This is a genomic window from Streptomyces sp. NPDC001348 (assembly GCF_053597535.1).
Window position 1 is genome coordinate 33,907 of the sequence record NZ_JBSFIK010000032.1, and the last position, 19,487, is coordinate 53,393.

Annotated in this window: 16 protein-coding genes, 1 tRNA gene and 2 pseudogenes; 8 read left to right on the plus strand and 11 right to left on the minus strand. The window is 70.5% G+C overall.

Going from position 1 to position 19,487, the window contains the following annotated elements:
• Positions 1-8 precede the first annotated feature (8 nt).
• A pseudogene (locus ACWC21_RS28570) lies at positions 9-278 on the plus strand (type II toxin-antitoxin system RelE family toxin); the annotation flags it as partial.
• Positions 279-386: 108 nt separating this feature from the next.
• Complete coding sequence (locus ACWC21_RS28575; RefSeq protein WP_450885812.1) at positions 387-1,970, plus strand: alpha/beta hydrolase; 1,584 nt, start codon at positions 387-389, stop codon at positions 1,968-1,970.
• Between the two features lie 66 nt (positions 1,971-2,036).
• Here the strand turns inward: ACWC21_RS28575 and ACWC21_RS28580 are convergent, their stop codons facing one another.
• Entirely contained in the window at positions 2,037-2,366 is a 330-nt protein-coding gene (locus tag ACWC21_RS28580; RefSeq protein ID WP_450885814.1) for an antibiotic biosynthesis monooxygenase family protein, read from the minus strand.
• 113 nt (positions 2,367-2,479) lie between these two features.
• On the opposite strand from ACWC21_RS28580, the gene ACWC21_RS28585 reads away from it, so the two are divergent.
• From ACWC21_RS28585 to ACWC21_RS28595, 3 genes are all read left to right on the plus strand, one after another.
• Positions 2,480-2,890, plus strand: coding sequence for a hypothetical protein (locus ACWC21_RS28585; protein ID WP_450885816.1), 411 nt, complete (start codon positions 2,480-2,482; stop codon positions 2,888-2,890).
• A gap of 1,533 nt (positions 2,891-4,423) precedes the next feature.
• The gene (locus tag ACWC21_RS28590; RefSeq protein ID WP_450885818.1) at positions 4,424-5,905 is read left to right on the plus strand and encodes an FG-GAP and VCBS repeat-containing protein; all 1,482 of its coding nucleotides are present in this window, start codon (positions 4,424-4,426) and stop codon (positions 5,903-5,905) included.
• A gap of 155 nt (positions 5,906-6,060) precedes the next feature.
• On the plus strand, positions 6,061-7,032 hold the full coding sequence (locus tag ACWC21_RS28595) for a Yip1 family protein (protein WP_450885819.1): 972 nt from the start codon (positions 6,061-6,063) through the stop codon (positions 7,030-7,032).
• A gap of 69 nt (positions 7,033-7,101) precedes the next feature.
• Here ACWC21_RS28595 and ACWC21_RS28600 read toward each other — a convergent pair whose 3' ends face one another.
• Together ACWC21_RS28600 and dcd are read right to left on the minus strand one after the other, a co-directional pair.
• Positions 7,102-7,599 carry a phosphoribosyltransferase gene (locus tag ACWC21_RS28600; RefSeq protein WP_450885821.1) on the minus strand — a complete coding sequence of 166 codons (498 nt, stop codon included), beginning with the start codon at positions 7,597-7,599 and terminating at the stop codon, positions 7,102-7,104.
• 10 nt (positions 7,600-7,609) lie between these two features.
• Complete coding sequence (gene dcd / locus ACWC21_RS28605) at positions 7,610-8,185, minus strand: dCTP deaminase (RefSeq protein ID WP_450885823.1); 576 nt, start codon at positions 8,183-8,185, stop codon at positions 7,610-7,612.
• A gap of 520 nt (positions 8,186-8,705) precedes the next feature.
• Between dcd and ACWC21_RS28610 the strand changes: the two genes are divergently transcribed.
• Positions 8,706-8,779, plus strand: a tRNA-Gly gene (locus tag ACWC21_RS28610).
• A gap of 49 nt (positions 8,780-8,828) precedes the next feature.
• Here ACWC21_RS28610 and ACWC21_RS28615 read toward each other — a convergent pair.
• Positions 8,829-9,824 (minus strand): annotated as a pseudogene (locus tag ACWC21_RS28615) (tyrosine-type recombinase/integrase); the annotation flags it as partial.
• Between the two features lie 607 nt (positions 9,825-10,431).
• Positions 10,432-11,022: a TetR/AcrR family transcriptional regulator gene (locus ACWC21_RS28620; RefSeq protein ID WP_450885825.1), complete on the minus strand. Its 591-nt coding sequence runs from the start codon at positions 11,020-11,022 to the stop codon at positions 10,432-10,434.
• A 55-nt stretch (positions 11,023-11,077) separates the two neighbouring features.
• Here ACWC21_RS28620 and ACWC21_RS28625 point away from each other — a divergent pair, with 55 nt between their 5' ends.
• On the plus strand, positions 11,078-11,929 hold the full coding sequence (locus ACWC21_RS28625; protein ID WP_450885827.1) for a patatin-like phospholipase family protein: 852 nt from the start codon (positions 11,078-11,080) through the stop codon (positions 11,927-11,929).
• Positions 11,930-12,013: 84 nt separating this feature from the next.
• Here ACWC21_RS28625 and ACWC21_RS28630 read toward each other — a convergent pair whose 3' ends face one another.
• The 3 genes from ACWC21_RS28630 to ACWC21_RS28640 all read right to left on the minus strand — a co-directional run bounded on the left by ACWC21_RS28630 (position 12,014) and on the right by ACWC21_RS28640 (position 14,219).
• The gene (locus tag ACWC21_RS28630; RefSeq protein WP_450885828.1) at positions 12,014-12,280 is read right to left on the minus strand and encodes a ribbon-helix-helix domain-containing protein; all 267 of its coding nucleotides are present in this window, start codon (positions 12,278-12,280) and stop codon (positions 12,014-12,016) included.
• A 140-nt stretch (positions 12,281-12,420) separates the two neighbouring features.
• On the minus strand, positions 12,421-13,542 hold the full coding sequence (locus ACWC21_RS28635; RefSeq protein WP_450885830.1) for a sensor histidine kinase: 1,122 nt from the start codon (positions 13,540-13,542) through the stop codon (positions 12,421-12,423).
• The gene (locus ACWC21_RS28640) at positions 13,539-14,219 is read right to left on the minus strand and encodes a response regulator (protein WP_450885832.1); all 681 of its coding nucleotides are present in this window, start codon (positions 14,217-14,219) and stop codon (positions 13,539-13,541) included. The genes ACWC21_RS28635 and ACWC21_RS28640 overlap by 4 nt, the downstream gene beginning before the upstream one ends.
• Before the next feature lie 475 nt (positions 14,220-14,694).
• On the opposite strand from ACWC21_RS28640, the gene ACWC21_RS28645 reads away from it, so the two are divergent.
• On the plus strand, positions 14,695-15,945 hold the full coding sequence (locus ACWC21_RS28645; RefSeq protein WP_450885834.1) for a DUF418 domain-containing protein: 1,251 nt from the start codon (positions 14,695-14,697) through the stop codon (positions 15,943-15,945).
• 151 nt (positions 15,946-16,096) lie between these two features.
• Here the strand turns inward: ACWC21_RS28645 and ACWC21_RS28650 are convergent, their stop codons facing one another.
• The 3 genes from ACWC21_RS28650 to ACWC21_RS28660 form a co-directional block, all read right to left on the minus strand.
• The gene (locus tag ACWC21_RS28650) at positions 16,097-17,902 is read right to left on the minus strand and encodes an ABC transporter ATP-binding protein (RefSeq protein WP_450885836.1); all 1,806 of its coding nucleotides are present in this window, start codon (positions 17,900-17,902) and stop codon (positions 16,097-16,099) included.
• Between the two features lie 80 nt (positions 17,903-17,982).
• On the minus strand, positions 17,983-18,192 hold the full coding sequence (locus tag ACWC21_RS28655) for a hypothetical protein (RefSeq protein WP_450885838.1): 210 nt from the start codon (positions 18,190-18,192) through the stop codon (positions 17,983-17,985).
• A 147-nt stretch (positions 18,193-18,339) separates the two neighbouring features.
• Positions 18,340-19,446, minus strand: a complete 1,107-nt coding sequence (locus ACWC21_RS28660) for an NlpC/P60 family protein (protein WP_450885839.1) — start codon at positions 19,444-19,446, stop codon at positions 18,340-18,342.
• Between the last annotated feature and the right edge of the window lie 41 nt (positions 19,447-19,487).

A 19,487-nucleotide genomic window follows, 5' to 3' on the forward strand; every position in this document is an offset into this window, starting at 1 on the left:
CGGCGAGTACGCGTGGTACGCCGCATGCCCAACGGGACATGCTCAAGATCCCCCGTCCGGATGCCCTGCGGATCCTCCACCGCCTCGCCGAGCTCCAGAGGGCGACGGACGCAGGCGGCACGTCGGCCTTCGACATCAAAGCCCTTCAAGGACACAGCGCCCGTTGGCGGCTCCGAGTCGGCGACTACCGCGTTGTCCACACCGTCGAGGACGGTCAGCTGGTCGTACGGGTCCTGGCCGTAGGCAATCGCCGCGACATCAACCGACAGGCTCCTTGAGCCTGTGCGCTACTGCGGAGCAGAGGGAACCCGATGGGGCAAACCCCCGTGCTTACAGGCCCGTTGGCAGGATGTCGGTGACGGACGGGAGCGGCGAAGCTCGTCCGTATGACGAAGATCAAGCGAACCGCAGCCCTGTTCGCCGCCTCCGCCGCCGTCCTGGGCCTCGCCGTACCCGCCACTGCAGCGTCCGCTTCGACGGCCGGCAACGCCAGGCCACCGCGACTCCACTGGACGAAGTGCGAGGGAACAGGCCTGGATCCACGGCAGCAGTGCGCGACCATCGAGGTACCGATGGACTACGCCGACCCGCACGGCGAGCAGATCACCCTCGCGTTCTCGCGCATCCCTGCCGAGAACCCGAGAACGCGCCGCGGCGCGCTGTTCCTCATCCCCGGCGGACCCGGCGGCGGCAGCCTCGACCAGCCGTCGGACAAGGGGCAGAAGCTGCCGCAGGCGGTCCGGAACACCTACGACCTGATCGGGTTCGACCCCCGCGGGTACGGCCGTTCGACCCCGGTCGGCTGCGGCTTCGAACGAGGTGATCTCGCCCGGACGAAGCTCCTTCCCTGGCCCGCCCCCGACGGTTCCGTCAAGGCGAACATGGCCACCGCGCGCCGGATGTCGGACGCCTGCGCACGCAACGGCGGCCGGCTGATACGGCACATCAGCAGCGCCAACGAGGCCCGCGACCTCGACCGCATCCGGGCGGCGCTCGGCGAGCGGAAGATCTCCGCCTGGGGCGTCTCGTACGGGACGTACATCGGCGCCGTCTACAACCAGCTGTTCCCGGACCGCACCGACCGTTTCGTGCTGGACAGCAACGACAGCCCCGACACAAAGGTGGAGCGGGCCTGGTTCGCCGCGTACGAGACGGGCGCCGAGGACAACTTCGCCGAGTTCGCCGAGTGGGCGTCCCGGCCGGGCAACCCCGAGCGGGTGGCCGCGACCCCGGCCGAGGTGCGCCGCCTCTTCCTCCGCCTCGCCGCACGACTCGACCGCGCCCCCCTCCCGTGGCCCGGTGCCAACCCGGAGGAGCTCAACGGCAACGTGCTCCGGCAGACCATGCTGGACAGCCTCTACGACCCCGACGGCTATCCCGCCCTGGCCAAGCTCGTCCTGGCCGCCCGGAAGGGCACGGTGCCGCCCGCGCCCCAGGCGCCGCCCGAGCCGGTCATGCAGAACGTCACCGCGGTCGTCGCCGCCACCGTCTGCAACGACGTCGCCTGGCCCACATCCGCTGCCGGGTACGAGAAGGCGGTCGCCGAGAGCCGCGCCGAGTTCCCGCTGACCGCGGGGATGCCGAGGGGCGCGGCGATGTGCGCCGCCTGGCCGTACCCGCCGCAGGAGCCCCCGGTACGGATCACCGACCGCGGCCCCTCCACCGTCCTCATGGTCCAGAACCGGCACGACGTGGCCACCCCCCTCAGCGGCGCCCTCGAACTCCGCGAGGCCCTCGGCCGGCGCGCCGTCATGGTCACCGTGAACTCCACCGGCCACGAGGCCTACCTCGCCAACGGCAACGCCTGCGGCGACCGGACGGTCTCCCGCTTCCTGGCGACGGGTGAGCGGCCGAGGCGGGACGTCGTCTGCGACCAGGCGCGGCACTTGCATCGCCGGGCGCCCCTTGACGTGCCCGTTTCCGGCGGTCCCCGGTCCGCGCTCATGACGGCGGCACAGATCCGGCCGTAGACGCGCGCCGACACGCGCCGACGCCCGCCTGAGCACGGAGGGCGTCGGCTTTGCCGCCGTTGGGGCCTACTCGCCCTTCGGGCCCGCCTGCTGGACCACGTCGAAGGACCACAGGGTCGAGCCGGAGGCCGCCGGCCTGGGGCGCTCGCCGCCCTCGCCGCCGCCCTGGTGCGCGGACTTCATCGGGCCCTCCATCCAGGCCTGGAAGGACTCCTCGTCCCGCCAGCGCGTGTACACGAGGTACTGGTCGGTGCCCTCCACGGGCCGCAGCAGCTCGAACCACTCGAACCCGTCGGAGCCCTCCACGGCGTGCGCCCGCGAGGCGAACCGCTTCTCCAGCACCTCCCGCTGCTCGGCGGGGACGGTCAGCACGTTGATCTTGACTACGCTAGGCACATGACACCTCTCGTCAAAGGGGGCCCCGACTGGACTCCTAATCTGGACCATGTGCGCGCAGTGTCCTACATCCGACAGTCAAGGAAGCGTGAGGACGACTCCGCGTCGTCAACATGGACGCCGCTGACGACGTGGTGGCCCATACCGTGTGGTCCCGCCTGACAGCGCTGGACCCCGAAGACCCCGAAGATCTCGAATGGCTCGCCGAGGCCGCACGCCGGTTTGCAGCGCAAGCGGACACGGGCGGGCGACAGGCTGAACTAGTAGCCGCGCGCGCCGAGTTGGAGCATGTACGGGAAGCGCTCCGCACGCTGTATGTCGACCGGCAGGCAGGCTTGTACGCGGGTGCCGTCGGTGACCAGATGTTCCGTGAGTCCGTGGAGCGGTTGACAGCGCACGAGCCGCGAACGGCGGAACGCGTGGAAGAACTGGGGGTTGCCGAGGCTGGCACGGTCGCGATCCCCTCAGAGTGGACGGATCCGGAGGGAGACCCACTGGCGCCGGAGTCGACGTGGGGCAGTTGAGGCCTGGAGGACCGGCGTAGCTTCTTGGCGTTCTTCGTCGACCGCATCACCATTGCCAAGTCCATCGGCCGTGGCCGCAACGCGAACACGGAGGATCGGGTGACTGTGCACTGGGCAGAGGCTCCAAGCAGCTAGGCGCCTGAGCGCCGTTCACGGCCCGTTGCTGGAATCCTCCGGTGGCGGGCCGTGGGTGTCCCTCCGGGCATTGTGGCCCTGCGGATGGTGCCGGCCGGTGACGAATGACGATGGTGACACCGTTCCCGATCTGCCCTACAGCGGTAGATGTTCATATTGGTCTCTCCTTTCACCTATTCCGCTCTTGACCTGGAGTTTTGCGGGTCCATGGAGTCACCTAACGGTTGACCTTTGGTCCACCTCCGGTCACCTATGGGTCCTCCGCCGCTTCGCGATCTTGGGGACAGCGGGAAGGCAAGGCTCGGACGCAACTACAGAGAGTCGGATCTTGAGGAAGTACATGGACGACGTGGCCGCCCGTCGCGCGCTGGAGACTGCCGCCCAGTATGCCGACAAGGCTCGTGACCCACTGCCGTTCGTGTGGACGGGGCAAGTTGGGCGACACCCGGCGGGGAGTGGCGGGATCCTCCGCTGATCCGCAGGGGTGTGGGGGACTGGCTGGCGGACGTGGCTGCCGGACTTCGCTGGTACTACGCCCCTGCCATTGAGGCCGGAGAGCGGCGCGCAGAGTTGGAGCGTCGGGCAGGCACCATCGAGACCAACGCACTGCTCGCCGAAGCGGAAGCACGGGCGCTCCTGCACCAGGAAGCTGCGTCTCTGCGCCATGCCGTTGCCGCCATCACTACTCCTCCGGCTCCGTTCGCGCTGAAAACCCTGCAATCGCTCGACACCGTGGCGTCCGAGATGCTGTCGGCGCCCGACGGCCGCGCGACTCACCTCCTATCGCTGGCTTCACAGTTCGACGCCTTCCGGGCTCCACTGCGCGATCCTGCCGCGTGGGTCAAGCGTCTCGGCTCGGCGCCACACAGCGTCCACGTGCGTACATCTGCCGTTTGGGAAGCGTTCTGTGCCGCTGAGCCGGTGCTTGCCCGCTCGCTGGGGACCACCGGGGGTAAGCGGGCGCTGTTCGCTGGATGGACGGTCGCTTTGGCGCGCGCCGGAAGCTGGCCGGATACGAGGGTTGGCGGGGCGTCGCGCTGGACGACTGACCGTCGCTGGCGTGCGGCACGGGGGGTCTGGAACTTTTCCGGCCCCCCTCCTTGGCACCCCCGCCTTCCCTGAAATGCGAAGGCGTGAGCGACCGGCTGATCATTGCCCTTGGGGCTGTGGCTCGGTTCACCGTGCCCGCCGGCCCTCGCCCTCCCCGGCCGCGGGGACTCCCCGCAGCAGCCTCGGAAAATCAACCGAACTCACGTACAACCCTTACTGCCCGCCACAGGTCTCCTGATCGCCGACCGCTCCCGTGCGCAGCACGAATCGCCGCACCGCCGAACGGTCGCACCCCATCGACTGCGGATGCCCCGCCAGGCATCCCCCGCATGCAGCAGGAGACCCCGCATGCACAGACCCCTGCGACTCGCCCTCGCGACGGCCACCGCGGCCGCGCTGACGGGCGGTCTGCTCACCTTCGCGGCCACGACCGCCTCGGCCGCGGACTCCACCACGGTCGCGAAGGCCGACTTCAACGGCGACGGCATCGGCGACGTGGCGACCTCCGCCGCCACCGCCTACGTCAGCGGCCACAAGGACGCCGGTCTGGTCGTCGCGCTGTACGGCTCCGCCTCCGGCGTGACCGCCGCCAAGCGCACCACCCTCAGCCAGAACACCGCCGGCGTCCCCGGCACCGCCGAGGCCGGTGACGAGTTCGGCGCGGAGCTGGCGTACGCCGACTTCAACGGCGACGGCTACGACGACCTCGCCGTCGGCTCCCCGCACGAGAAGGTCGGCACGGACACCAACGGCGGCGCCCTCGCCATCCTCTGGGGCTCCGCGAACGGCCTCACCGGCAAGAGCATCGACGTGCCCGACCCGGCCACCGGCTCCCACGACTACTGGGGCAAGGACCTCGCCGCCGGCGACTTCGACGGCGACGGCAAGGCCGACCTGGCCGTCGGCAGCTCCTCCAACACGCTCTACGTCTACAAGGGCGGCTTCAGCACCTCCGGCACGCCCGGCGGCCGCACGACCGTCAAGCCGCCCATCGAGAACGGCAGCAACGACTCGCCCTACGGCCCGATGAGCCTGACCGCCGGCGACGTCAACGGCGACGGCCGCACCGACCTGATCGTCGACGGGTACGAGACCAGGACCTCGTCCCACTGGAACACCAACTACTGGCTGCCCGGCACCGCCAACGGCCTCAGCGTGTCCGGCGCCAAGGCCCTCAAGTCCGGCATCATCACGGCCGTCGGCGACATCAACGGCGACGGCTTCGGCGACATCGTCAGCGGCGCCTCCTGGGACACGAAGGCCGGCGACGGCACCACCATCCCGGACAGCGCCAAGGGCGGCCGGGTCGCCATCACCTACGGCACCGCGAACGGCCCGGGCACCACCAAGTCCGTCAACCAGGACACCGGCAACGTGCCTGGCACCGCGGAGACCGGCGACGGCTTCGGCTGGGACCTCGACCTCGGTGACGTCAACGGCGACCACTACCAGGACCTCGTCGTCAGCTCCCCGAACGAGGACATCGACGGCGTCAGCAACACCGGCCAGGTCACCGTCCTGTACGGCTCCGCCACCGGCATCAACACCTCCACCGGCGCCCAGGCCTTCTCCCAGAACACCGCGGGCGTCCCAGACGGCGACGAGAAGAGCGACCTCTTCGGCGCCGACGTCAAGCTGGACGACGTCACCGGCGACGGCAAGGCCGACCTGGTCGTGGGCTCGTACGAGAACGGCGGCGACGGCGCGCTGACCTACCTGCCGTCCAACGGCACGAAGATCACCGCGACCGGCTCCCGCGCCGTCTCGGCGAGCGCCGCGGGCGTCTCGACGACGGGCAGCCCGCAGTTCGGCGCCCTCTTCGCCGACTGAGCGGACGCGACGGCCGTACTGCCCTCCGCACCCCTCGGGGGACCCCTCAGGGGTCTCTCGGGGGTCCCTTAGGGGATGTCACAGCTCGGCAGCAAAGCCGGGTCCGGGCGCCGCCTCCGGCACGTCACTCCGCGAGACCGGGTACGTTCGAAGACGTGGCTGGATTCAGGATCGGACGCGGGGGCAGGAACGGCCGGGCCCCGCAAGGACATCAGGCGCCGCAGGGCCCGTCGTACGGGCAGCAGCAGCGCCCGTCGCACGGCCAGGGGCCGTCGTACGGCCGGCAGGCGCCGCAGGCACCCTCGTACGGTTACCCGCCGGCGCCGCAGCCGTACCCGCAGCAGCGGCCGCAGTACGGCGGCACCGGGGGCGGGGGCGGCCAGTGGCCGCAGGCCGGCGGCGGCCACCCCGGCGGCGACGGACCGGAGTACTTCGGCGGCGGCTACCCCGGCCAGGGCGGCGCTCCGGACCCGTACGCGGCCGACAGCCCGGGCCACACCCAGGCCTTCTCGGTCGACGAGGCCGCCTCCTACACGCAGGGTGAGACCTACCACGCCGGCTCGGCGGCCCCGTCCGGCCCGATCGGCCCGCCCCTGCACTGGAAGGAACTGCTGCGCGGGATCGTCCTCTCCCCCGGCCAGACCTTCCTCCGGATGCGCGACTACACGATGTGGGGCCCGGCCCTCATCGTGTCCTTCCTCTACGGCCTCCTCGCCGTCTTCGGCTTCGACGGCGCCCGTGCGGACGCGATCAACGCCACCCTCTCCAACGCGGTGCCGATCGTCCTGACGACGGCCGTGGCGATGGTGCTGTCGGCCTTCATCCTGGGCGTGGTCACCCACACCCTGGCCCGCCAGCTCGGCGGCGACGGCGCCTGGCAGCCCACGGTCGGCCTCTCCATGCTGATCATGTCCATCACGGACGCGCCCCGTCTGGCCCTCGCCATGTTCTTCGGCGGCGACGCGGGCTTCGTCCAGCTGCTGGGCTGGGCCACCTGGGTCGCCGCGGGCGCCCTGCTGACCCTGATGGTCAGCCGCTCCCACGACCTGCCCTGGCCGAAGGCCCTCGGCGCGTCGGCGATCCAGTTGATCGCTCTGCTGTCGATCGTGAAGCTCGGCACGTTCTAGCCGCCCGTCGGCACCACACGAGAAGGGCCCCGGCTGGACGACAGCCGGGGCCCTTCTCCGCTGTGCGGGTCAGGCGTCGAGCACCTGGCCCACGCGCCTGACCACGGGCGGTTCGACACTCCACGGGAAGTTGATCCAGTCATCGGTGCGCTTCCACACGTACTCGCACTTCACCAGGGACTGGGACTTCTCATAGATCACAGCGGACCGCACCTCGGCGACGGTGTCGAGGCAGAAGTCGCGCACCAGCTTCAGTGTCTTCCCCGTGTCGGCGACGTCGTCGGTGATGAGCACCTTCTTGTCGGAGAAGTCGATGGCGTTCGGCACGGGAGCGAGCATGACCGGCATGGGAAGGGTGGTCCCCACACCGGTGTAGAACTCCACGTTGACGAGATGGATGTTCTTGCAGTCGAGGGCATAGGCGAGCCCGCCGGCGACGAAGACCCCGCCGCGCGCGATGCTCAGCACTATGTCGGGCTCGAAGCCGTCGTCCGCGATGGACTGCGCGAGCTCGCGCACGGCGACGCCGAACCGCTCGTAGCTCAGGTTCTCCCGCACGTCACTCATGGCGCCGTCCTCACACCTGCGTCCGGTGGAAGTTCTGCCAGGAACGCGAGGCGGTGGGCCCGCGCTGCCCCTGGTACCGGGACCCGTACCGCTCGCTTCCGTAGGGGAACTCGGCCGGCGAGCTGAGCCGGAACATGCACAGCTGCCCGATCTTCATGCCCGGCCAGAGCTTGATGGGGAGCGTGGCGAGGTTGGACAGCTCCAGGGTCACGTGCCCGCTGAACCCGGGGTCGATGAACCCGGCGGTGGAGTGCGTGACGAGCCCGAGCCGCCCGAGGGAGCTCTTCCCCTCGAGCCGCGACGCGAGATCGTCGGGCAGCGTGATGACCTCGTACGTCGAGGCCAGGACGAACTCGCCGGGGTGCAGGATGAACGGCTCGTCGCCCTCGGGCTCCACGAGCCGGGTGAGATCCACCTGCTCGATGGAGGGGTCGATGTGCGGGTACCGGTGATTCTCGAACACCCGGAAGTACCGGTCCAGCCGCACGTCGATGCTCGACGGCTGCACCATGGATTCGTCGTAGGGATCGATCCGCACCCGTCCGGCGTCGATCTCGGCCCGGATGTCCTTGTCTGAGAGAAGCACGTCCCGAGGATACGCAAGGCGCGCGGAGCCGTGACAATCGTGACGGTTCCACGCGCCGAGGTACTGCTGTCCGCTGCCGCGGCTACCGCTTCTCGAGAGCCACCGGTACGGCACTGCGCAGCCGGGCACACCGTGGACACCGCACGAGCCGACCGGGGCCGAGCCGCTCGGCCTGCTGCATCGGGAACGAAGCGGTGCTGAACACGTGCCCATCGGCACAGCGGACGACGGTGCGTTCCATCAAGTCCAAGAGTCCCTTCCCCAAGAGCCTCGTCCGGCTGACTGCCCTGACGACAAAAGCCACATTAGGGCATCAAAGAGACGACCCTCCAGGCGGCACTCCGACCCCGCCGGGCCCCTCGGCCACGCCCCCACGGTACGCCCCAACTCAGTTCCCCCGCAGCCGGATCCCATGCCGGAGAAGCACCCGCGAGATCCAGATCTCGAGCACGCGGGCCTGCAATGAGGTACAGTGAGCGAGCGTTCGGACACGGCCCCGAAACGGGCCCGTCCGTCTTACGCGGGTGTAGTTTAATGGTAGAACATCAGCTTCCCAAGCTGAGAGCGCGAGTTCGATTCTCGTCACCCGCTCCATGCTGAAGGCCCAGGTCAGAGACCTGGGCCTTGTTGTTGTGCGGTGTGATCAGCCGCCGCGTGCCAGATTCGTGCCAGAAGGCTCGTCGGGGGCCTTCCTGGCTACCGCCGCCCGAGCCTTCCGGACGGTGGCGTCGAGGCCGGCGGCAACCTCTTCCTGGCGCTCGTCGTCGGAGTGCTGGTAGATCAAGGCCGCCTTCTCGGAGGACTGCCCGGCGCGGACCATCGTGTCCTTGAGAGTGGCGCCGGAGCGGGTGGAGAGCGTGTGCCCGGTGTGCCGGAGGTCGTAGAACCGGAAGCCCTCGGGCATGCCGACGATCTCACGCGCCTTGCGCCACCTCCGGCCGAAGGTGCTGCGGCGGAAGGGTGCCCCCTTCTCCCCCACGAACAGCAGCCCGTCGGCCCCCAGCTCGGCGTACGACTCCAGGTGCCAACGGAGCTCCCGACGGAGGAACGCGGGAAGAATCACAGTCCGGGTTCCGGCCTCACTCTTGGTCTCACCCTGCACGCGTCGCCCATCCATCCGCTCCGGCTCGGCGAGGCGAACGCGGATGCGGAGGGTGTCCAGGTCGACGTCCCGGCGACGGAGGCCCGCCAGCTCTTCCGGCCGCATCGGGCCGTAGGCGCCGAGGTAGACCATGAGCCGCCAGCGCATCCCCACGGCTTCGGCAAGGGCGTCGACCTGGGCGACGGTGGCGATACGGCGCTCGGCGGCCTTCTCCTTACCGGCCACTTTGATACGGCACGGGTTGCGCTGAATCAGCTCGTCGTCGACGGCCGTCTCCATGATGGCTTTAAGGAGTCGGTACGCCTTGGCAGTCAAAGTCTTGGCACCCGTGACGCGGAGCCGTTCGGCTCGCCACTCACGGACGCGCGGAGCGGTGATCTCATCCAAGTCCGAGTCAGCGAAGGCGGTCAGGTGCTTGTCGAGGAGATAGCGGTAGAAGTCCTGGGTGAGCGGGGCCAACTCGCGTTCCTCCACCCACTTTCCGGCGTAGGCACGGAAGCTCACCACTCCCGCCTCAGGGTCCCTCCACCGGCTCCGCTGCGGGCGCCGCTCCTGCCTCCGGCCCGCTCCGCCCGCGCTGCGCCGACGCGCGCCCAGGTGTGGACAGGGCCGGTGGCCATGAGTCGATCACCGCACAGCGCGGCAACGGTCAGGACAGCCTCCGGCGGGGGCGCTCAGGCTCCGAGACGGAGGGGGCGCCGTTCGCGGGTGTCGGCCGAGTGTGGCGTGCGCGGGGAGCTCCCATCCCGTCTGCCGTCGACCCAGGCAGAGCCGAGCAGACGCGGCCCATGGCGTCCAGGTCGTTCGTACAGTGGCGCGCTCCACCTGGACGCCATGGACCACGCCCGCTCCACGGTGTGTGGGCCGACGGCAGACGGGATGGGAGCTGGGGGTGGTGGGTGCGGGAACGTGCCTTGACTCGGCGATTACTGACTTCGGCGTTTTAGGGTCTGGGCGTCGTCGGAGCCGGGACGGGGTGCGTCGTGACTGGTTTCCGGAGGCGTGCGGTATCCAAATGGGGGCGGCTGAACGCCGCTGAGTAGCGCAAGCACCACGAAGAGTGATTGGCTGCACCTGGAGTCGCCGCGGTATCACCCCGAGTGGGAATGCGCCGAAGTCAGTAAACGGCACACCTGGCTGACCATCAGAGTCCCGTAGCCGTGCTGCTTTGTTCCGGGCCCGGTTGTGGGGGGACTCCCATGACTTGCAGGACTCGCCGGTGAAGGGCGGTCGCGTCGGCTGTCTGCCCGCCGACGGCTGTGCGCCACAGGAGGTACAACAGGCCGCTTTCGGCGCGCAGGCGCACGTCGGGCGCGGCGCCGGCCACCCTTTCCAGCCGGGCAGTGAGGCCGTCGAGCATGGGGGTGAGCTTGGCCTCGATGGCCACGCGTGCCAGTTCCGAGTCCGGATCCGCAAGGCAGGCGGCGATCAGCCTGCCCAGGCCATGGGGCACGGCGTCGCCGATGCGTTCAAGGGCGGTGACCAGATCAGCAAAGGGATCACCGGTGTCATCCGTCTCGTGCTGGGTCACGTCGGCCCGGAGGGCCGCCATGACCAGCTCCTTCTTTCCTGCCCAGCGCCGGTAGAGCGCACCGAGGCCGATGCCGGCCGACTCGGCGACGTCCTTCATCCGCAGTCCGTCGTAGCCGCGCTCTTGAAGGAGAACAAGGGTGTGCTCGAGGGCGACACGGTCGATGTCGGCTCGGCGAGGGCGGCCACGGTGCACAGGCTGCATCCGCTTACGGTAACGTAGATTATCGGAAATCATGATTACCGGAAAGGTGGTTCCTGTGACTCCCCCGAACCCGACCCGCGCACTCGTCCTCGGTGGTGGCGGCGTCACCGGCATAGGCTGGGAAGTCGGCCTGCTCGCGGGTCTGCTCGACGAGGGCATCGACCTTCGCACCGCGGACACGGTGATCGGAACCTCCGCCGGCTCCTTCGTCGGAACGAACTTCACCTCCGGCACGGACTGGGAAGCACTCTTCGCCGACCAGGCGCGCGCCGCCGACCACGAACCGGTGGTGCGGACCGACCCGGCCGTCTACGAGGGCTGGGCAGAAGCCTTCCGCTCCGGCGCGGGCGTACCCGAGGCGGTGGGCGCCGGCTTCGGCCGGGTAGCCCGGAAGTTCGGGGCGAACGTCTCCCCCCGGATGCGCCAGGCTGTGGTCCGCGCGCGCCTGCGCACTGAGCAGTGGCCGGCCACCATGCGGGTCGCCGTCACTGACGCGGACACCGGTCGTCTTGAACTGCTCGGACCCGAAGCGGGGATCGCGATCGAAACCGCCACGGCAGCCAGCGGTGCCGTTCCCGGCATCTGGCCCAGCGTGCACTTCAGCGGGCGCGAATGGATTGACGCCGGCATGGTCTCCGCCGCAAACGCCATCCTTGCGGCCGGCCACGACCGCATTGTCGTCCTGGCCCCCATGCCCGAGGGGCACGCAGGCATCCCCAGCGCCCAGGACGACGTCGCCCGCCTGAGCCAGAGTGCGCAGACCGTGCTTGCCACACCCGATGCCACCAGCCGCGCCGCCATCGGGCCAAACCCCTACGACCCGGCCCGGGCCAAACCGGCCGCCGACGCCGGCCGGCAACAAGGCCGCGCCCTCGCCCCCGCCGTCGGAGCCGTCTGGGCATACTGACTTCGACGCATGAGGGGTCAGTTCGGTCCGTCGAGAGCGAGTCCAGGGCCGCCAGAAGGCCGGACGTATCGGCGATGACAATGATCACGCGGCGGGTCCGGAGCCCGAGCCGGTCTCACGCCGGACGGCACCGGTGACCGTGTCGCGGACCTTCGACTTGGACAGCGGGCGCCCCGGTCCCTCGAAGGTGCGTGAGAACAGCGGCTCGTCCCAGACCCGGTTCGCCATCGCCGCGAGGTGAATGCCCTGGCGGATGATCTCGGCCTCGCTTATCCCGCGGCGCTTGGCGGCCTCCTTGATGATCGCCAGGTCCTCCGGGTCCGCGTAGACGTTCGTGCGCTTCATGGACATGTACCAAAAGCAGTCCATGTACCGGATTGATGTATCCGGCGCACCTACCCATGTGGTGTTGCCGAGGACCAGCCGAGCCGACCTCACAGGATGTCGACCGGGCTCGGCCCCGTCCACGCGTCGCGTCGGGCGGGTTGTGCTCAGGCGGGCCGGGCGGGGGCCCGTAGTTCGATCTTGTATCCGCCCTGTGGAGTGGGTTCGGCGGTGAGGGTGCCGTCGAGGAGTTCGGCGCGTTCTCTCAGGCCGATCAGGCCGTGCCGGGCGCTGGGCAGGGCGACGGACGGGCGGGTGGGGGCGGTGTTGGTGACGGTGACGCCGAAGTGCTGCGCGTCGTGCCACAGGCGCACCTCGGCACGTGCGCCGGGGGCGTGCTTGCGTACGTTCGTGAGGGTTTCCTGAACCGTGCGGTAGACGGTGCGTTGGGCGGTGGTGCTGATGCCGGGCGGGAGTCCGCCGGTCAGGGTGGTCTCGATGCCGCTGTTGGCAATCAGCTGCTGGAGGTCGGCGAGGGTGGGCTGGGGGGTGAGTTCGGTCTCCTTGCCGCCGGAGGCGCGCAGCAGGGCGACCATGTGGCGGAGTTCGTCGAGGGTGTTCACGCTCAGGGTGCGGATGGTGCGGGCTGCGTCGCGGGCGTCGGCGTCCTTGGCGGAGACCTGCAGGGCTCCGGCCTGTACGGCGATGAGGCTGACCTGGTGGGAGACGACGTCGTGCATCTCGCGGGCCAGTTGGGTGCGTTCGCTGGCGAGGACGGTCTGGGCGTAGAGGGCGCGTTCGTGTTCGCGGGCCACTTCCACCTCGACGAGTTGTCGGGCCACCTCGTGTCTGGCCTGGACGAGCTGGCCGAACAGGATCGGGGCGAAGGCCGTGGCCAGCGTGTAGACGAACTGGATGAGCGTCCAGGTCTGGTCGCCGGAATACGAGTCGGACAGGGGCCACGCGAGGGTGCTCGCCGCCGCGTTCAGCAGGGCGCAGCCGGCCAGCAGCGGGCGCTTGCGGGTGCGCCTGGCCAGTGTGTACAGCGCGGCGATCGGCGCGACCGCCACGTCCATGAACAGGGTCATGGGGAGGGTCAGCAGGAACACCGCCAGTGGAAAGCGGCCGCGCAGGAACAGTCCTGCGCAGCCGAGGGCGACGCAGGCCAGCATGAACGGTGTCGCCTCGCCGTAGAGGTTGATCCAGGCGTCGAGCGCGGCGAGGACGACGAGGCCCGCGTCGACGGCCCAGGGCGGCACCCGCCGCCACAGTGCCTGACCCGTGCTCATCGCGTCTTGCTCGGTGCCGTGCTGGAGCCGTCGTCGCTGAGCAGTCCGGCCCGCTCCGCGAGGAGCGCCGCCTGGACACGGCTGGAGACCCGGAGCTTGGTCAGGATGGAACTGACGTGGTCCTTGACGGTGCCCGCGCTCAGATGGATGCGGGTGCCGATCTCGGCGTTGGACAGTCCTTCCGCGACCAGGACGAGGACGTCGCGTTCGCGTTCGCTGAGCAGATGTACTCGCGCCAGGCCCGCGCCCTGGGGCGCGCCCGCCCCCGGATGGCTCCGCAGCAGGGCACGCGAGGCTTTCGGGGACATCACCACCCCGCCCGCGGCCAGGGTCCGCACGAGGTGGGCGAGTTGTTCGGGCTCGGTGTCCTTGAGCAGGAAGCCCGCGGCTCCCGAGCGCAGCGCGGTCAGGATGTACTCGTCGGTGTCGAAGGTGGTCAGCATGGCCACCGTCGGCGGCTTGGGCAGCGTCCGTATCTCCCTCAGGACGGTCAGGCCGTCCACGTCCGGCATACGGATGTCGAGGAGCACGACGTCCGGGTGTTCGCGCCGGATCACGTCGGCGGCCTGCGCTCCTTCCGCGGTCGCCACGACCTGGATGCCGTCAGAGGCGTTCAGGATCAGCTGGAACCCCGACCGCACCAGCGCCTCGTCGTCCACCACCACTACCCGGATCACCGGCGTTCCGCCTCACATTCGTCCGCTCTGTCCCGCTTCTCGGCGACCCCCGTACAACCCTGCATCGGGGCGTCCACGATCTCGTTCGGTGATCGCCTGCGGTCGACAGTACGTCGGGCACGGCGCGCGACGGCAAGGCCGCTGTGGACACCCGCCAACCGGCGGGCCGGTTCCCGCCGTTCGGGGGGAGAGAAAGCGCGCTCCGGTCCGTCGGCGGGCGGATGCGCGCGGATCGGCGGAGGGTGTCCGTGGTTCTCGTCCGGTGGGACCGGTCCGTGGCCCGCCCGAGTCCGCGGGCCGGCCGGCACGGTGAATGCGTTGCCCGGGCCGGCGGTCGCGGTGGCCGATGCCGTCGTCGAAGGGCGGCCGGCCGGCCGGGCCCGCTGGTCGGCGGGGCGGTACCGGCCGGTCGGCGGGGGTGTTGCCGAAGCCTGCCGGATGGTCCGCCTCCGCACGGCACCAAGAGATTTCCCGTATGACACAGATACAGCCGCCGCAGGAGACACCTGCTCCGCAGGAGAACTCGCCTCCACGGCCCCGAAGCTCGCCCGAGTCCGCCGAGCAGGTCCCCGGCAGGCCCTCGATGGGGCGCCTGGTCGGAGTGGACCTGGCCCGCGCGCTGGCGGTGTTCGGCATGTACGTCGTGCACATCGGCCCGCCGCTGTCGGCCACACACGGCGTCGCCAGCTGGATCCGGTACATGGCGGACGGCCACTCGTCGGTCCTGTTCGCCACCCTCGCCGGGTTCTCGCTGATGCTGATCGCGGGCCGCTTCGAGCCGAAGACCGGACTGGCCGGACGGCAGGCGAAAGCCCGGATCGCGCTCCGCGCCGTGACCCTGCTTGCGCTTGGCACCGCTATGGCGATGGAATACGGCGGCGTCATCATCCTCGGCTTCTACGGCGTCTACTTCCTCCTCGCCCTGCCCCTGGTGCGGCTGCGCGCGAGGACCCTCGCGGTGATCGCGGCGGCGCTCGCGCTCGTCACGCCGCAGCTGGCGTTCGTCCTGACGTCGCGGCTGAGCGACTCCGTCCAGCAGAGCATCAACGCCTACGATCCGCTCCACCGGCTCAGCGAGGTGGGTGTGCTCGACCTGCTGCTCACCGGCTTCTACCCGACCATCACGTGGATGACGTTCGTGATCGCCGGCATGGCGCTCGCCCGCCTGGACCTGTCCGCGGGCGCCGTCCAGCGGCGCGTGGCGGCACTCGGCGCCGGCCTCGTCGTAGGGGCTTACGGCTTGTCGCTGCTGCTGGCGGGCAAGAACGCGTTGAGGAGCACGGCGGAGGACGGGGTGTCGTCCAGTGGCTCCGGGTCGGCGTCCATGGGCAGCGGGTCCGTCGAGCCCCAGCTGTCGGCCTCGGATCTGTTGACCGCCGGGCCGCACAGCGGCACCACGTTCGACATCATCGGCAGCGTGGGCGTCGCGATCCTCGTGATCGTGGGCGCGACGGTGCTGATGGACCGCCTGCCGCGACTGCGCGGCCTGGCCAAGCCCGTCATCGCGGTGGGCACCATGTCCCTGACGGCCTACGTGGGCCACTTCCTCGTACAGACCGTGCTGTCCGTGCCCGCGGGGACCAGCACCCAGCAGTCATGGGTGCCGGTGCTCATGTTCATCCTCGGGGCGATGGTGTTCGCCACGGTCTGGTCCCGCTTCTTCCGCCGCGGTCCCCTGGAGCATCTGCTCAACGCCGCGACCAGGCCCGCGAAGTACATCAGGTGAGGTCCGGTCGGGGTGGCCCGGCTTCAGCGCACCGGTAACCGGCGGATGCCCGGCGCCCCCCGGCACCTGGCCCCGGCTGCCTCCGCCGCACGGCGGGGGCGGCCGGGGCAGGCGGCCGACGGCACCGGCGAGCCCATGGGCCAGGCCCGTCTCATCCGCGGGGGCGTGCCGCCGAGGTCAGGAGCTGCGTCGCCGCCAGCCGCGCGTACAGCTCGTCCTCGGCCACCAGCTCCTCGTGGGTGCCGGCCGCGCGGACCTTGCCCGCGTCCATGACGACGATACGGTCGGCGTCCGTGACGGTCGACAGGCGGTGGGCCACCACCAGCACGGTGGTCTCGCGTGCGGTCTCGGTGATGACGTCCCGCAGTGCCAGCTCGTTGACGGCGTCGAGCTGCGAGGTCGCCTCGTCCAGGAGCAGCAGCCGGGGTCTGCGCAGCAGCGCGCGGGCGATCGCGACGCGCTGGCGCTCGCCACCGGACAGTGTCGAGCCGCGGTGCCCGACGGGGGTGTCCAGGCCGTGCGGGAGACGCTCGACGAGGGCGTCGAGCCTGGCCCGGGCGAGGACCTCGCGAATGTCGCCGTCGGTCGCGCCGGGCGCGGCGAAGACCAGGTTCTCCCGCAGCGTGCCCGCCAGCACCGGCGCGTCCTGCTCCACGTACCCGATGACGGACCGCAGCTCGGACAGCGGCCACTCCTTCACGTCCTTGCCGTCGACCAGGACGCGGCCGCCGGCCGCTTCGTAGAACCGCTCGACGAGCGCGAAGACCGTCGACTTGCCCGCACCCGAGGGGCCGACGAAGGCCGTCATCCCGCCGCCCGGCACCTCGAACTGCACCCCCTGGTGGATGTACGGCAGCCCGGGCCCGTACCGGAAGGAGACCTCCTCGAAGCGGACCGACGCCGGACGCGGCCGCACCGCTTCCGTCGCCGCCGGCCGCGCCGGCCGGTGCCGGTCTCGCGGCTCCGTCGCCAGACCGTCCACCTGCGTGATGCGGGCGATCGCCGCCAAGCCCTCCTGGTAGTGGGACGCGGCGTCCACCAACTTGTACACCGGTTCCATCAAGTAGAAGAGGTACAGGAGGAACGCGATGAGCGTGGACACGGTGATCTGCCCGGACGCCACGCGAGACCCGCCGACGGCGAGCACCGCGAGGAACGCCAGCTGGACGGCGAGGTTGTCCGCCGAACCCAGCGCGGCCTCCCACTTGGCGCCGCGCACGCCGTGGCGCCACGCCCTGCGAGCCGCCGCCTCGACCCGGGCGGTCTCCCGCTCCTCGGCGCCGGAGGCCTTCACCGTGCGGAACGCGCCGAAGACCCGCTCCAGGCCCGTGGACATCTCCCCGACAGCCGCCTGCGAACGCTCGGTGGCCTGCCCGATCCTCGGCATCACCAGCGCGACGCCCGCGCCGAGCACCGCGACCACGGCGAGCGTCACACCGAGCAGCACGGCGTCGAGGAACGCCATCACCACGACCGCCGCGACCAGCGTCACCGCACCCGTCGCCGCGGAGACCACCGCCTGGGTGCTGACCGCCCGCAACAGGGTGGTGTCCGAGGTGACCCGCGACATCAGATCGCCCGGCTGCATCCGGTCCGCCTCCGCCAGCCGCAGCCGCAGCAGCCTTCCGATCAGGCTGCGGCGGGCGGCGAGCACCACCGACTCCGCCGTCCGTTCCAGCACATAGGCGCCGAACGCCTCGGCCACCGTGCTCAGCAGCACCAGCACGGTCAACATCAGCAGGACGGTGCCGATCGTGCCACCGGAGGAGAGCCGGTCGACCAGCGCCTTCGTGGCCAGCGGCTGCAGCAGCCCGCCAGCGGCCCCGGCCAGCGCGCACAGCAGACCGAGCGCGATGACCCAACGGTGCGGACGGACGTACCCGTACAGCGCCTTGAGCGTCTCGCGGGCGCGCAGGGACTCGGCACCCGTCGCCTTCGGGGCGGATGCGGTGTTCACAGGATTCCTTTCCTACGTGGTCGGCCGCGCACCGCGTCAGCGGCTGCGGGCACCGGCCCGCGCGGGACCTCGGGGTCGGCTCAACGGCCCAGTGCGACGGCCCTCGTGGCGAGCATGTGCACGACGTCATCGCAGAGTCCAGGGCGTATGACGGTCAGGCAGAGGCCGCTCGCCACCAGCGCCATGCCGAGGAACTCCCAGAGCTCGCTCCTCGCGTCACCGCGACCCGTTGCACCGGCCGACGGCCGGCGGACGGTGTCGAGTTCCCTCTCGTGCCCACGCTGTGTCATGCCGCCAGCATGGAAGCCCGCGTCTTGCGTCGGCCATCCGGCGATCGTCGGGGACCCCCCCCCGCCAAGTGGCTGGAGCCGTCCGCGCACGGTGACACCGGACCAGCCTCCTCGACGCGCACAGGCGTCGATCCGGTCGGAGCGCGGTCAGAGGCGGCGGGCCCCGCGCAGCCCCTGGGCGTAGTAGCCGTCACCGTCGAGCCGTGAGGTGCCGCCCTTGTCACCCATGGTGGGGCCGTTGGCGCTTTTGCGGCTGGAGATGAAGCGCGGGTGGTCGGCGGTGTCCAGGCCGAGGTAGATACCGATGTGGCCGATCCGTCCGCCGGGCAGCTCCCGTGTCTTGAAGTACACCAGGTCGCCTGGCTGGAGCTGTTGGATGACGGCGGGGCGGCGGTCGGTGAGGGGGATCACGGGTACGCCGAGCCGCCCGCGGGCGATCGCGTCGGGGGTCCGCTGCAGCCCGTTGCCCGCCGCGCCGTCCCTGCTGTTCAGCGGGAAGCCCGAGCGGTATCCGTACACCAGCCGGACATAGCCGGAGCTGTCGACGGAGCGCGCGCGGTCCTTCTCGGGGCGGCGGGTGACCGCGTCGGGGAAGGTCCAGGGGATGCCCAGGTAGTCGTAGAAGTCCGAGCCCGTGCGCTCCTTCGACTTCCCCCGCACAGCACGCCCGGAGTCGCTGGGGGTGCTGGGCGTGTAGCGGGCGGCACCGCTGTATGTGACTCCCGCGGCCGTCTTCCGGGCCGGGGCACCCGCGACGTAGTCGAAGGCCGTGGCGAGGATGTCCGGATCGCGGCTGCCGAGCCGGGACCTGAGCCAGGTCCTGAACCAGTCGCTCCGCTCTGCGCCACGGGCCCATGCCTTGGGCAGCAGCCGCACCCAGCTCCTGGTGACGACTCGGGCGGACGTCGTACGCGGCTCCGCGAAGGTCCTGCTGGGCCCTGTCAGTACGGCCGTGCTGGCGCCGTCGGTGAACGTGGCGACGAGGGTGCCGTGCCGGTCGCGGGCGACCGTGCGGGCGGGGTTGCCGATCCGCTCGAAGTACAGCGGGCCGCTCCTGACCCGGATTCCGGCACCCAGCGATGCCTGCGATACATGCGGTACCCGTGAGACCTCGGATGCCTCCGGACGGTCGGCGCGGTGCCTGAACTGCACGGTCAGCACGCAGCTCGCCGCGAGCAGGACGGCTGTCACCAGGAACAGGACCGCGTTCCTGGACAGGGAGAACCCGTGGACTCCGGGCAGGAGGCGTTTCACTGGCCAACTCCTATGGGAGGGACGGAGAGATGGCGCCACGC